Origin of the sequence: Lentibacillus sp. Marseille-P4043 (assembly GCF_900258515.1) — a bacterium.
Lineage (GTDB): Bacteria > Bacillota > Bacilli > Bacillales > Amphibacillaceae > Lentibacillus_C.
Map to the genome: position 1 here is coordinate 2,762,113 of NZ_LT984884.1, position 13,195 is coordinate 2,775,307.

General features: G+C 38.1%; 15 protein-coding genes. 14 read left to right on the forward strand and 1 reads right to left on the reverse strand.

Features of this window, described 5'->3' with window-relative positions; genetic code table 11:
* The first annotated feature begins 20 nt into the window (after positions 1-20).
* On the forward strand, positions 21-494 hold the full coding sequence (locus C8270_RS13640) for a site-2 protease family protein (protein WP_106497357.1): 474 nt from the start codon (positions 21-23) through the stop codon (positions 492-494).
* Positions 495-826: 332 nt separating this feature from the next.
* Complete coding sequence (locus C8270_RS13645; RefSeq protein ID WP_106497358.1) at positions 827-1,183, forward strand: GNAT family N-acetyltransferase; 357 nt, start codon at positions 827-829, stop codon at positions 1,181-1,183.
* Between the two features lie 105 nt (positions 1,184-1,288).
* On the opposite strand, the gene C8270_RS13650 is transcribed toward C8270_RS13645, so the two are convergent.
* The gene (locus C8270_RS13650) at positions 1,289-1,372 is read right to left on the reverse strand and encodes a YjcZ family sporulation protein (protein WP_064503397.1); all 84 of its coding nucleotides are present in this window, start codon (positions 1,370-1,372) and stop codon (positions 1,289-1,291) included.
* A 171-nt stretch (positions 1,373-1,543) separates the two neighbouring features.
* On the opposite strand from C8270_RS13650, the gene C8270_RS13655 reads away from it, so the two are divergent.
* The 12 genes from C8270_RS13655 (at position 1,544) to C8270_RS13710 (ending at position 13,160) form a co-directional block, all read left to right on the forward strand.
* Positions 1,544-2,284, forward strand: coding sequence for a segregation/condensation protein A (locus C8270_RS13655; protein ID WP_106497359.1), 741 nt, complete (start codon positions 1,544-1,546; stop codon positions 2,282-2,284).
* A complete protein-coding gene (gene scpB / locus C8270_RS13660; protein ID WP_106497360.1) occupies positions 2,281-2,871 on the forward strand; it encodes an SMC-Scp complex subunit ScpB in 591 nt (196 codons plus the stop codon). Before C8270_RS13655 ends, scpB begins: the two co-directional genes overlap by 4 nt.
* Positions 2,872-2,943: 72 nt before the next feature.
* Positions 2,944-3,357 (forward strand): hypothetical protein, encoded by a 414-nt coding sequence (locus tag C8270_RS13665; protein ID WP_158701731.1) that lies wholly within the window; start codon positions 2,944-2,946, stop codon positions 3,355-3,357.
* Positions 3,358-3,394: 37 nt separating this feature from the next.
* Positions 3,395-4,501, forward strand: coding sequence for a D-alanyl-D-alanine carboxypeptidase family protein (locus tag C8270_RS13670; RefSeq protein WP_106497362.1), 1,107 nt, complete (start codon positions 3,395-3,397; stop codon positions 4,499-4,501).
* Between the two features lies 1 nt (position 4,502).
* On the forward strand, positions 4,503-5,087 hold the full coding sequence (locus tag C8270_RS13675) for a nucleoside recognition domain-containing protein (RefSeq protein ID WP_106497363.1): 585 nt from the start codon (positions 4,503-4,505) through the stop codon (positions 5,085-5,087).
* Positions 5,088-5,089: 2 nt separating this feature from the next.
* Complete coding sequence (locus tag C8270_RS13680; protein WP_106497364.1) at positions 5,090-5,620, forward strand: spore maturation protein; 531 nt, start codon at positions 5,090-5,092, stop codon at positions 5,618-5,620.
* Between the two features lie 338 nt (positions 5,621-5,958).
* Positions 5,959-6,699, forward strand: coding sequence for a pseudouridine synthase (locus C8270_RS13685; RefSeq protein ID WP_106497365.1), 741 nt, complete (start codon positions 5,959-5,961; stop codon positions 6,697-6,699).
* 55 nt (positions 6,700-6,754) lie between these two features.
* Complete coding sequence (resA, locus tag C8270_RS13690) at positions 6,755-7,327, forward strand: thiol-disulfide oxidoreductase ResA (protein ID WP_106497366.1); 573 nt, start codon at positions 6,755-6,757, stop codon at positions 7,325-7,327.
* Between the two features lie 30 nt (positions 7,328-7,357).
* Positions 7,358-9,355, forward strand: coding sequence for a cytochrome c biogenesis protein ResB (gene resB / locus C8270_RS13695; protein ID WP_234028649.1), 1,998 nt, complete (start codon positions 7,358-7,360; stop codon positions 9,353-9,355).
* Between the two features lie 31 nt (positions 9,356-9,386).
* Positions 9,387-10,574 carry a c-type cytochrome biogenesis protein CcsB gene (gene ccsB, locus C8270_RS13700; RefSeq protein ID WP_106497368.1) on the forward strand — a complete coding sequence of 396 codons (1,188 nt, stop codon included), beginning with the start codon at positions 9,387-9,389 and terminating at the stop codon, positions 10,572-10,574.
* A gap of 94 nt (positions 10,575-10,668) precedes the next feature.
* Positions 10,669-11,388 carry a response regulator transcription factor gene (locus tag C8270_RS13705; protein ID WP_106497369.1) on the forward strand — a complete coding sequence of 240 codons (720 nt, stop codon included), beginning with the start codon at positions 10,669-10,671 and terminating at the stop codon, positions 11,386-11,388.
* On the forward strand, positions 11,388-13,160 hold the full coding sequence (locus C8270_RS13710) for an ATP-binding protein (RefSeq protein WP_106497370.1): 1,773 nt from the start codon (positions 11,388-11,390) through the stop codon (positions 13,158-13,160). Before C8270_RS13705 ends, C8270_RS13710 begins: the two co-directional genes overlap by 1 nt.
* Positions 13,161-13,195: the final 35 nt, after the last annotated feature.

The window sequence follows — 13,195 nt, forward strand, 5'->3', positions numbered from 1 at the left end:
GTACATTTAGGAAGTGATGTATGGATATTTATGTACTACTATGGCTACTATTTTTCATTGCTCCTATTAGTACAGTTTTGCATGAATGTGGTCATATGCTTGGAGCAAGATTGGTAAAAGCCGATCAGATAACACTAGCAGTTGGGGTCGGGAAAAAGATGTATCATTTCTCGCACAAACAATATCGTGTTTCTATTCATGCATTGTTCTTTTTGGGTGGTCTTGCATATAGTGAAAGAAATAAACCTTATAAACCAATGGAAATCGTTTGGATTACCATCTGCGGCCCGTTTATTAACGGGATCGCTGCTTGTTTGGTTTATCTACTGTTTGGTTTTGCAAATGGATATGTTCAATTATTCATTCTGTTTAATATATGGCTTGCCATCGTTAATATTATTCCATTTAAACTAAAAGAAAAACATTCAGATGGTTATACAATCGTAAAAACAGTTTCTCAGGCCTACACACATTTTAAGGAATGGAATAGATAAATAGTATACTTTTAGAGAAACTGTCAATGCTGAATAAAGGATGAAAGTCACTTGAGTCAACGTAAAAAGAATTGGATTTTATTTGCCATACTGCTCTCCATCGGCATAACTTGGGGAATTATCTATTGGACAGTGTTTGTTTTTTAGACATTTCAATTTGACAATTATGCCGTATTAGGGCATAAATAGAATATACAACTCCTTTAGGGGATGATTTCGAAATGACAAATGGAGCAAAACAAGATAAAATATTGTTTTGGGTGATCGTAGTTGTAGGGATTATTTTCCTTCTCTCCATGGTTGGTAAGTTATTTTCATAATGAGGGGTATCTATGCTAATTCGTTATAAAAAGAATATGGAAAAGATTGCAATGGGATTACTGTCTTTTATGCCTGAAGGAAAAGATGTAAAAAAATTGCAGCAAACAATTAAAGAATATGAATCGAATCCAAATTGGCATCTTTTTCTATGGAAAGAAGACGATGATGTTTTGGGTGCAATTGGATTAAGAATAGAGGACGACCTTAATGCGGTTGTTCAGCATATTTCTGTTAATCCATCACACCGAAATGCAGGCATTGGTAAGAAAATGGTTCATGAAATAAACAATATGTACCAAGATAAATACGCTGTATGTGCCGATGAGTTTACCCAACAATTTTACAATAAATGTAATGATGAAAACTAAAATAAAGAGCCAACCCTTTATGATTGGGTTGGCTCTTTGTACCCGTTCATTCATTTCGTCTCTAATCAATCATTTTGTTATCGTTAATGTGACGAGACTATAATTCTATAACCACGCAGCACCAACGATAATTAGAAGAATGAACAATACGACGATTAACGCAAATCCACCGCCATAACCTGCACCCATAATGAAATTCCTCCTTTTTCGACTTAAAGAATAAATGTCTATTTGAGAACATTTATCTTACGTTAATAACGTATGTAGGGAACAGACAAAATGTATAGGCGATTATGACAGGTTTGTTATTTTTTCGTTGAATTCGTCTATAGGCTTCAAACAGAAAGGAAGAAAAACGATATGAATCAAGCATACCAAGTGAAAATAGATTCTTTTGAAGGACCGCTTGATTTATTATTACATTTAATTAATCGGTATGAGATTGATATATACGATATTCCGGTTGCGCAAATCACCAGACAATATATGGAATACATACACACGATGCAAAAGTTGGAATTAAATATTGCTAGTGAATATCTCGTTATGGCTTCAACATTGCTTGCATTAAAAAGTCAGATGCTCCTGCCAAAACAGGAAATCGAAACGGAGGATGACGAATTTGCGGAAGATCCTAGGGAGGAGTTAATGGGTCGTCTCATTGAATATCGAAAATATAAAAAAGCAGCTGAAAACCTGCAGGAGAAAGAACTTGATGCGAACCAAATTTTCACACGATCTCCTGTCCATTTCGACAATGTTGACGTGGATCAACCAGTCGAAAAAGGCGATATTTCCATTTATGATATGTTAGGTGCGCTTGGGAAAATGCTGGAACGAAAGAAATGGAACGAGCCGCTAGAAACAAAGATAAAACGAATCGAAATTTCCATTGAAGAACGGATGAAGGAAGTCAGACAGGTCGTAAAAGCATCTGAGCAGGGTGTTTCGTTTGATAATTTGTTTACTTATCAATCCCGCTCCCATATTGTTGTTACCTTTATGGCATTATTAGAGTTAATGAAAGAGAAAGAAGTATATTGTGTTCAAGAGAAACAATTGGATACACTATATGTTTTTTATATGGAGGAACAATCGTGAAGAATACAGATTTAAAAGCTATTGTGGAAGGGTTATTGTTTGCCAGCGGTGATCAAGGCATTACAATCAAGCAGATTTCTAAAATACTAGAAGTGAACACATCAACAGTTATCCATTTGCTTGAAGAATTAAAATATGATTACGAACATACGGATAGGGGTATCATGATGATGCAATCACATGACGTATTCCATTTGACAACGAAACCCGAACATAGTGCTTATTTCAAAAAACTATTGGAAACACCACAAACGTCCAGAATGTCGCAAGCAGCTTTAGAAACCCTGGCAATCATCGCTTATCAGCAACCGATCACAAGAACGGAGATAGAAGATATTCGTGGTGTCAAAAGTGATCGGCCAGTGCAGACTCTACTTGCCAGGTCGTTAATTGAAGAAGTTGGCAGGCGTGAAGGTGTTGGCAGGCCGATCTTGTTTGGCACTAGCACAGATTTCTTAACGTATTTTGGACTAACCTCACTAGATGAATTGCCACCATTACCTGATAATGTTGAGCAGGATGATGTCGAGCACGAAGCAGATTTGTTTTTTGAAAAATTTAATATGGAAATGGATCAGTCAAACTAATGCTCAAACCCCCTTGCTTTATAAATATGGCAAGGGGTTACTTTTTTATTTAGGCTGTTTTTTAAAAGATTGTTGTATTTTTGCACAATAGATATAAAATGCGATGTAACTAACGCGGGAACATCAACCCAAAAGCAAAAACATCAACCCGAAAGCAGAATCATCAACCCGAAAACGAAAACATCAACCCGAAAGCAAAATCATCGACCCGAAAACGAAAACATCAACCCAAAAACGGAAACATCAACCCGAAAACGAAAACATCAACCCGAGCGCGAAAACATCAACCCAAAAGCAGAATCATCGACCCCGAGCGCGGGAACATCAACCCGAAAACGAAAACATCAACCCGAGCCTGCGTATCAAGCAAAGTGTTTTTCCGTAATGGCAGTCCAATCTCCATTTCAGTCTGTGTCATATATAAAAGGCCATTTGAAAAAAATCCACAGAATTGTTTTTATTCATATCCGATCTTGTCCCGCATAAAATATACAGACACAAAAACTGCGGGAGGAAGCCCACTATGCGTTCTGTTTATTTAACAATCACATTATTTTTGTTACTGAGTCTCTTTTTTCCGATTATTGGACAAGCAAAACCAGGAACATCAGCAAATAATGCTGTTTTAATGGAACAATCAACAGGAAGGGTGTTGTATGAGAAAAATGCGCATGAAAAAAAGCCGATCGCAAGTATAACGAAAATCATGACAGCGATTATCGCAATTGAATCTGGAAAAATGGACGAGATGGTCACGACAAGTAGACGAGCTGTATACACTGGTGGTTCATCAATTTATCTGGAACAGGGTGAAAAGATGAAACTAAAAGATCTTGTATATGGATTGATGCTTCGCTCGGGCAACGATGCAGCAGTTGCAATTGCAGAGCATGTCGGTGGTAGTGTGGAAGGATTTAACTACTTAATGAATGAAAAAGCACAGTGGCTCGGAATGACCAACACCCATTTTGAAAACCCACATGGGCTGCATGCTGAACAACACTATTCAACGGCATATGATATGGCATTACTAATGCGGTATGCCATGTCCAATGATGTTTTTAAGAAGATTACCGGTACTACTTCCTATAAAGCTAGTACACGGGAATATGCATGGGGAAATAAAAATAAGCTATTAACCTCGTTATATGACTATTGCATAGGTGGGAAAACGGGATTTACCAAAATAGCTGGACGAACATTGGTTTCAGCGGCTCATAAAGATAAGATGGATCTAATTGCAGTAACATTAAACGCGCCTGATGACTGGAAGGATCATATTGGCATGTATGAATGGGCATTTGATACGTATGACATGACTTCCGTGCTTGATAAAGGAGTCCAAACCTATCACGTAAACGGCTCGGATGATATTACGAGAGGCTATGTTAAACATAGTCTTCATTATCCATTGCAGAAAGATGAAGTAGGGAATATCCAGAAAAAAACATTCTTACTAGATGATACTACCAAAAAAGATGACGAGATTATTGGGAAAACAATTTTTTACCTTGACCATAAACCGATAAGTGAAGTTCCGATATTTAGCAAAGGACAGCAGAAAACAGTCCGTACTAGTTTATTAACGGACACAATGTCAATGTTAAGACAAATGGTTGGGATGGATTAATATGGTTAATATTATTTGGGCATCCATGGCAATCATTGGAATACTATATGCAATGATTAACGGAACCATGGAAGATGTAAACAAAGCAGTTTTTGAAAGTGCAGATGAAGCTGTTACGATATCGATTGGTTTAATTAGTATTCTTGTATTTTGGCTCGGTATTATGAAGATTGCTGAAAAGGCGGGTATTTTACAATTCCTCGCAAAATTATTCCGTCCGATTGTGGTGAAATTGTTTCCAGAGATACCAAAAGATCATCCAGCAATCGGGTATATTCTGTCCAACTTCACTGCTAATATGTTTGGATTAGGCAATGCGGCGACACCAATGGGAATCAAAGCAATGGAGCAAATGAAACAATTAAGTGGTACGGATACCGCTTCACGATCAATGATTACCTTTTTAGCCTTGAATACGTCAAGCCTAACCATCATTCCGACGACCGTTATTGCAATCCGAATGCATTATAATGCTACATCACCAACTGAAATTGTCGGTACCACCATCATTGCAACGGTCGTGTCATCCCTGAGTGCAATAATGGTTGACCGTTTTTATTATTATCGGAGTTTAAGGAGGGGGTAGTTTTGGCTGCGATTACAGCAGTTAGTACGTGGCTCATCCCATGTTTTATTATGATCGTCCTGATTGTCGGTACATGGAAACGCGTTCCTGCATACGAGTTGTTTGTTGAAGGAGGAAAGGAAGGTGTCAAGATGGCATTTTCTTTACTTCCTTTTTTAGTAGGAATGATCGTTTCAATCGCAATCTTGCGGGCATCAGGTGCACTTGATGCATTCATTGGTCTTCTGTCACCGGTTTTAAGTTTTCTAGGTGTGCCGCCAGATATCGTCCCACTAGCACTTGTAAGACCTATTTCTGGAACTGCCGCGTTAGGTGTCACAACCGAATTAATCGACACACACGGTCCAGATTCATTCATCGGACGATTGGCCTCCACCATGCAAGGTAGTACAGATACGACTTTATACATTCTCACGATCTATTTTGGTGCAGTCGGAATTAAAAAAATGCGATATGCCCTAAAGGTTGGACTCATTGCCGACCTAATTGGTATAATAGCCTCGATTATCATCGTCACAATCGTATTTGGATAAACCTTAAAAGTAGCGTTAACCTAGAGTTAACGCTACTATTGTGTTGGGAACAAAAGCGAAAGCGCCCGATAAGCGACGTATAGACTGGAGTGAACCGCAGGAGATAAAGGAAACATGGTGAGCGTAAGCGAGCCAATGTTGACTTATCGTACGGAGGTGAGGGAAGTCTACTAGTCGCTGGGCGCTGTAGCTGGATGAACAAAAGCGAAAGCGCCCGATAAGCGACGTATAGACTGGAGTGAACCGCAGGAGATAAAGGAAACATTCCACAAAAAAGGGGTATTTAAAACAGCAATAAAAGTGTCAAAAATAAATCAGAAGGAAATTGGTGATATAACATGACGAACACGTTAGAACGACTACAAAAAGTTATCGCTAAAAGCGGCGTTACCTCAAGGCGAAAGGCAGAACAGCTAATCGTCGATGGCAAGGTAAAAGTAAATGGCAAGGTAATGACCGAATTAGGTACAAAAGTATCCAACAATGACGAGATCGAAGTTAATGGGGTACCATTGCAGAAGGAAACCCCAGTTTATTTCATGCTTTATAAACCACGCGGCGTTATATCAAGTGTTAAAGATGACAAGAATAGAAAAGTAGTTACAGATTTTTTTCAAGACGTACCAGAGCGAATTTTTCCAATTGGACGGTTGGATTATGATTCCTCAGGCATTATAATCCTGACAAACGATGGTGAATTCGCAAACCTTTTAATGCATCCAAGATATAGCGTTGACAAGGTTTATGTTGCAAAAATAAAGGGAATTCCCCGTAAGAATGAATTAAACGTTCTAAGAAAAGGGGTTAAAGCAGACAGAGATATATTAAAGGCTGTCCATTATAATATTTTGTCAACAGATAAAGATAGCCAAACATCGATTATCGAAATCACCTTACATGAGGGTAAAAATCGTCATATTAGAAGAATGATGGAACAAATAGGTTATCCCGTTATGAAACTGAAGAGGGAACAATACGGGATGTTAACCTTAAAAGGGTTGCAACCTGGGGAATTTAGAGCTTTAACACCCCATGAGGTAAAAAAGATGCGCCAGGAAGCTAGCAAAATTGTTGAATAATAGTCAAATTTACCAATATGTTTACATGCTATAATGACATGGGGAGTGAGTAGTATTGACGACAAGGGATATTAGTCCGGCTAAAAAAAAGAAAAAACGAAATCGTCTCGTGTTTCGATCGGTCATATTAGCAATATTACTAGTTGCGGTGGTTTATGCCTTGGTATCTAATTTAACAAAAGATAAAACGAATATTGATGTTGGCGACAAAGCACCAGACTTTGCATTAGAACAAATCAACAAAAATAACGAACTTGAAACAGTTCAGCTTAGTGACTTAGAAGGAAAAGGTGTTATGCTTAATTTCTGGGCCACCTATTGCAAACCATGTGAATCTGAGATGCCTTATATGGAAAAATTGTATCCCGAATACAAGGATAAAGGTGTAGAAATTGTTGCCGTTAATTTAGATTCCACAGAACTTGTGATTAATCGATTTATTGACAAGTACGATTTAACATTTCCGGTTCCACACGATACAAAAGGAACGGTAATGGATCAATACAGTGTCGGTCCAATTCCTAGTACATTTTTTATTAATCCTGAGGGAGAAGTAGTAGAAATTGTCGAAGGAGCACTAACATTGGATCGAATCGAAGGCTACTTGCAGCAAATTGAACCGAAATAAACACGATTAATGTGAGGGATATGTATGAGTATTAACGAAATTAAATGTGAATGTGGCCACGTTAATCCAGAGGGTACCGTTTTATGTGAGGCTTGTGGGAAACCGATTGAAAAAAACCAGCACATTGACGGGAATGATAAACGCAAATTATTAAACATGCGTTATGATGGCAGTGCCCGTAGATCACAAACCTATAACAAGTCATTTGTCGACAAAATATGGAGTTTTTTCTCGTCTGTCAAGGTTGGGGTCTGGCTGATTGTCATAGCATTGGTTGCCTCAGCAATCGGAACTATTTTCCCACAAGAAGAATACATACCAGCTGAAGCAGTTTCGCGTGACCCTGCTGTCTATTATGAGTCAACTTTCGGCTTGTTTGGGAAAATCTATTACCAGCTTGGGTTTTACCATTTATACAGTTCATGGTGGTACATGATATTAATCGCACTTATCGGTATTTCATTAGTTATTTGCAGTATTGATCGCTTTGTTCCATTGTACAAGGCATTAAAACGACAAAAAGCAAAACGCCATGAAACATTTTTGAACAGACAACGACTTTATAGTGAAACAGAAGAAGTAACAACAGAAGAAAAAGAAAAGATCAAGAATGCCCTGAAGCAACAACGCTATAAAGTTCGCGAAGAAAATGGACATATTTTAGCGGAAAAAGGGCGATTTTCTCGGTGGGGTCCTTATGTCAATCATATCGGCTTAATTATCATTTTGCTAGCAGCAATTTTGAGAATGACCCCACTATTATACCTAGATGATTATGTTTGGGTACGTGAGGGGCAACAAACAGTCATTCCATCAACGGATGGGGAATATTACATTAAAAATAACGACTTTATTTTAGAAACATACGACGAAAACGATTCAGAAGGCCGATTTAAAGAAGCGATCGATCAAGAAGGCATGGTCGCTAAAAACTATCAAACGAATGCAGTTATCTATAAAAAGAAGGAAACATCTGTTGCGGGCGCAGATCCCGAACTAGAAAAAGTTACAGATGGCGAAATTCGTATGAATCAGCCACTTAAATTTGATGGCTACACATTATATCAAGCAGGCTACCAATTAAATGAGTTTTCCAGTATGTCATTTAATATCGAATCATTAGTGGAATTTAAAAATTTACAGTTTAACCTAAATAAAATAACCGATGATGATAAAACGGGGGATACGCTTGATTCATTTACAATCGACTTAAACTCTCCTAAAAATGAATACGAGCTTGATAACGGATTTCGTGTTGTTGTAAATCAATTTTATCCCGATTATTACTTGGATAATGGTGAACCAAAATCGGATTCGGATGTTCCACGTAATCCAGCATTTGTCTTTTTCGTTTATCCACCAGACAGTGACGACCCTGAGGTAAGTTTTGTTGGGTTAGGTAGAAATATTGACGCAACTGGGGAAAATCAATACCAACTCGCGATTGATGACTTCGAATTGCGCAATGAAGACGCACTTGATGACAATAACAATGGTCTAGGAACATTTACCATCGACTTAGATTCACCAAAACCAGAATACAAATTGGATAACGGTACCCGTGTTGTGGTGGAACAATACTATCCAGAATATTATTCGGATAATGGTGAACCAAGATCAAAATCGAAATATCCTAGAAATCCAGCTTTTGAGTTATCGATCTATGCTCCTGGAAGTGATCAGGCTGAAACGAGTTTCGTTGGGGTAGGAGAAAATAATCCGATGACAAAAGGAAATCAGTATAAGCTCGGATTAGCAGACTATGAGCTTCGTGATGTTAGTGGGATAACCGTACGAAAAGACTATACACTTCCATTCTTTATTTTAGGTGCGATTATCTTCATGATTGGGGTTATCCAAGGCATGTACTGGCATCATCGACGGATTTGGATCCATCCAAAAGATAACGGATTACTTGTTGCTGCACATACGAATAAAAACTGGTTTGGAATCAAGAAGGATATTGAAAAAGTAATTGAAGGTACAAACGTTAACATGGTAGTGGATCAGCAAGAACTGGAAGATTAAGTGAACCTACGCCTATAAGAGGAGGATATTGATGGATTATCTTAGTATTAGTGAAACGACCCTATATATCGCATTTTTTCTATATTTGATCGCCACCGCTTTCTTCGGGGCGACAATCAGGCAAAAAAACGTTAAAAATAAAAAAGGTGTTGCCGGAAAAATCGGTATAACCATAACAATCATTGGTTTTCTTTCACAGCTTGTTTATTTTGTTACAAGATGGATAGCGAGCGGACATGCACCAGTTAGTAACATGTTTGAATTTATGACTTTCTTTGGTATGGGCTTGGTATTTGCGTTTATTATCATTTACTTTATTTACCGCTTAAGTATTTTAGGTTTATTCGCATTGCCAATTGCTTTAATTGTTATTGCTTTTGCAAGTATGTTTCCAACTGAAATTTCGCCATTAGTGCCTTCACTGCAAAGTCATTGGTTATACATTCATGTAACGACAGTGTCACTTGCCGAAGCAATCCTATCGATTAGCTTTGTGGCCGGATTAATCTTTTTAATTCGCCAAATCGACCAATCTGTACGAAGCAGTCGAACAACTTGGCTGGAAATTATTTTATTCGCGTTGTTCATATTTGTTGGGTTCAGTGTCATAACGGTTATTTTCAATACAATGGACTATCATGCTCAATTCCAATACGGACCAGAAGATGAGCAGATGACAACGGACTATCACATGCCAGCAATCGCTGCACCGAATGATAGCACATTGATTTCTGAGGGAGTCATGGAACCTTGGTTTGAAACACCATCATGGATGCATGGGGCCGATGCAGGACGTAAGCTTAATACCGTTATTTGGTCTGTCTTTACGGGACTAATTATTTATGTTCTTGTCCGGTTAATTGTTAGAAAAAGGATTGGTGCTGCAATTCAACCATTGCTTAGAAAAGCGAAGCCAGATTTATTGGATGAAATTTCATATCGTGCTGTTGCAATTGGTTTTCCAGTTTTCACCCTTGGCGGTTTAATATTCGCAGCTATCTGGGCACAAATAGCCTGGGACCGTTTCTGGGGCTGGGATCCAAAAGAAGTATGGGCACTTGTAACATGGTTCTTTTATGCAGCATTCTTACATTTACGCCTTTCTAGAGGATGGCATGGGGAAAAATCAGCCTGGTTAGCTGTTGGCGGATTTGCCATCATCATGTTTAACCTTATTGCTGTTAACCTAATCCTAGCAGGGTTGCACTCGTACGCCTAGTCGATTCATTATTATAAGAAAAGCGCACTTAGCGTTTTTCTTATACTTTTTACCAATCTTACATTATCTAAGGGTATAAGAGGGGGAATTTTACATGGATGCTAATGCGAAAATTTTGGTTGTTGATGATGAAGATCGAATTAGACGGTTAATCCGGATGTATCTTGAACGTGAAGACTTCATTGTCGAGGAAGCAAGCAATGGCAATGACGCATTACAGTTAGCATTGGAGAATGATTATGCTGTCATTTTACTAGATCTCATGATGCCAGAGATGGATGGAATAGAAGTTTGTCAGAAATTAAGAAAAGAAAAAGATACCCCTGTTATTATGTTAACTGCAAAAGGGGAAGAAGCTAATCGTGTCCAAGGATTTGAAGTCGGTACAGATGACTATATTGTCAAACCTTTTAGTCCAAGAGAAGTCGTATTACGTGTGAAAGCCCTGTTACGTCGTACGTCTACTACTGTAAAAGAAGTAGAAGAGCCAGTAGAGCAAAAAAACATGATTATGTTCCCACATCTAACGATTGATTATGATGCCCATCAGGTTACCGCTGATGGAGGGGACGTAAGTTTAACACCGAAAGAATACGAGTTATTATGTTTTCTAGCAAAGGCTCCCAATAAAGTGTTTAATCGGGAACAACTTTTAAAAGAGGTATGGCAATACGAATTTTTTGGTGATTTGCGAACCGTTGACACCCATGTGAAACGATTACGGGAAAAATTAAACCATGTATCCAAAGAAGCCTCTAAGATGATTGTAACGGTTTGGGGCGTAGGATATAAATTCGAGGTTGATGATGTATAATGTTTTGGCGTAGCGTAGTAGGGAAACTAGCAGTAACCATATTATTGCTAGTTTCTTTTGTATTATTTATTTTAACGATTTTACTGTTGGAATTTTTTGAAAACCTTCATATTGATGAGGCTGAAAACGATCTAATGCAAACAGCAACAAAGGTTTCAGAAATGATGGACCAATATGATGACAGGGGTTTGCTTTATGAAACAACTGATCGTGTGAAAGATCCGTCAAGCAGGGTGGCTATCGTATCCGAAAACGATCAATTATGGGTATCACCAAGCAATAAAAATCAATTATCCAAGTTAACGGAAAGTTGGTTGGAAACGGATCAGGATCTAGCTGATGTATTGACCAAAAATGATAAAGTGAAAAAACAAACGATGATACCAGGGACAGATACGGAAATCATGATTGTTGGTATTCCTGTTCCCGAAAAAAATAAAGCCGTGTTCGTTTATCAATCACTAGATGTCATCAACCAAACAAAGGCAGAGACAACAAAAATAATTTTTCTTGCTGCTGGAATTGCAATTATCCTAACAACAATTTTTGCCTTTTTCTTATCAACCAGAATCACGTCACCACTTATCAAAATGAGGGAAGCTGCTTTCGATTTAACAAGAGGCGAGTTTAATACAAAAGTACCAATTTTGACTCATGATGAAATTGGTGAATTAGCAATGGCATTTAATCGAATGGGGAGACAGTTGAAATTTCATATTAACGCATTACGGCAAGAGAAAGAACAACTTTCAAGTATTGTAAATTCCATGGCAGATGGTGTTATTACATTAAGTCGAAATGGCGAGATGATGGTAATCAATCCACCTGCAGAACGGTTTATTCAAGATTGGTACTTTGAAAACAATTTGCCAATAAACGAAGAGGAAAAAAAGCTGCCTAGTGAGTTAAACCAAGTCTTACAGGAAGTTGTTCAAGGAGAAAAAGAAGTTTTAAAAGAAATTATTTTACAAGGTAGAAATTGGGTAATGATTATGACCCCATTATACGATCAGAAATATGTGCGCGGAGCAGTTGCTGTTATCCGGGACATGACCGAGGAACGACGGCTAGATAAATTACGGAAAGATTTTATCGCCAACGTATCCCATGAATTACGAACACCAATTTCTTTATTACAAGGATATAGTGAGGCAATTGTCGATAATGTGGCAGAAAGTACAGAGGAGAAGAATGAGTTAGCACAGATTATTCACGAGGAATCACAGCGGATGGGTCGACTTGTTAGTGAATTGCTGGACCTGGCGCGGATGGAAGCAGGTCATATTCAGTTGAATTTAGAAACCGTTCAGGTGGAACAATTTGTTGAACGGATCCTCAAAAAATTCAAAGGAACTGCTGATGATAATGAAATCACGTTACATTTGAAAAAGGAAATAACAAATGCAGCACTGAACTGTGATCCTGATCGAATGGAACAAGTTTTTACAAATCTGATTGATAATGCGATTCGCCACACTGGTGTCAAAGGTTTCGTAAACGTCGCGGTTGTCTCATCGTCTGAAGAATTTTATGTTACGATTGAAGATAATGGCAGTGGTATTCCGGAAGAAGATTTGCCATTTATTTTCGAACGTTTTTATAAAGCCGATAAATCAAGAACACGGAATAAAAAGAAAAAAGGAACTGGGTTAGGCCTAGCAATTGCCAAGAACATTATTGATGCGCATCATGGGACCATTTCCGTTCAAAGCAAACTAAACCAGGGGACTACCTTTACCTTTAAAGTTCCGACAAATTTAAAAGATACGTAAAATATGTTCATTTTCTTAAGTTTATGATACTATTT

What these genes read in the sequence shown, in the direction of transcription:
- C8270_RS13640 (WP_106497357.1), top strand. Translation starts at nt 21, where the DNA reads ATGGATATTTATGTACTACTATGGCTACTATTTTTCATTGCTCCTATT.
- C8270_RS13705 (WP_106497369.1), top strand. Translation starts at nt 10,669, where the DNA reads ATGGATGCTAATGCGAAAATTTTGGTTGTTGATGATGAAGATCGAATT.
- C8270_RS13685 (WP_106497365.1), top strand. Translation starts at nt 5,959, where the DNA reads ATGACGAACACGTTAGAACGACTACAAAAAGTTATCGCTAAAAGCGGC.
- C8270_RS13675 (WP_106497363.1), top strand. Translation starts at nt 4,503, where the DNA reads ATGGTTAATATTATTTGGGCATCCATGGCAATCATTGGAATACTATAT.
- C8270_RS13650 (WP_064503397.1), bottom strand. Translation starts at nt 1,372, where the DNA reads ATGGGTGCAGGTTATGGCGGTGGATTTGCGTTAATCGTCGTATTGTTC.
- C8270_RS13655 (WP_106497359.1), top strand. Translation starts at nt 1,544, where the DNA reads ATGAATCAAGCATACCAAGTGAAAATAGATTCTTTTGAAGGACCGCTT.
- C8270_RS13710 (WP_106497370.1), top strand. Translation starts at nt 11,388, where the DNA reads ATGTTTTGGCGTAGCGTAGTAGGGAAACTAGCAGTAACCATATTATTG.
- ccsB (WP_106497368.1), top strand. Translation starts at nt 9,387, where the DNA reads ATGGATTATCTTAGTATTAGTGAAACGACCCTATATATCGCATTTTTT.
- C8270_RS13645 (WP_106497358.1), top strand. Translation starts at nt 827, where the DNA reads ATGCTAATTCGTTATAAAAAGAATATGGAAAAGATTGCAATGGGATTA.
- C8270_RS13670 (WP_106497362.1), top strand. Translation starts at nt 3,395, where the DNA reads ATGCGTTCTGTTTATTTAACAATCACATTATTTTTGTTACTGAGTCTC.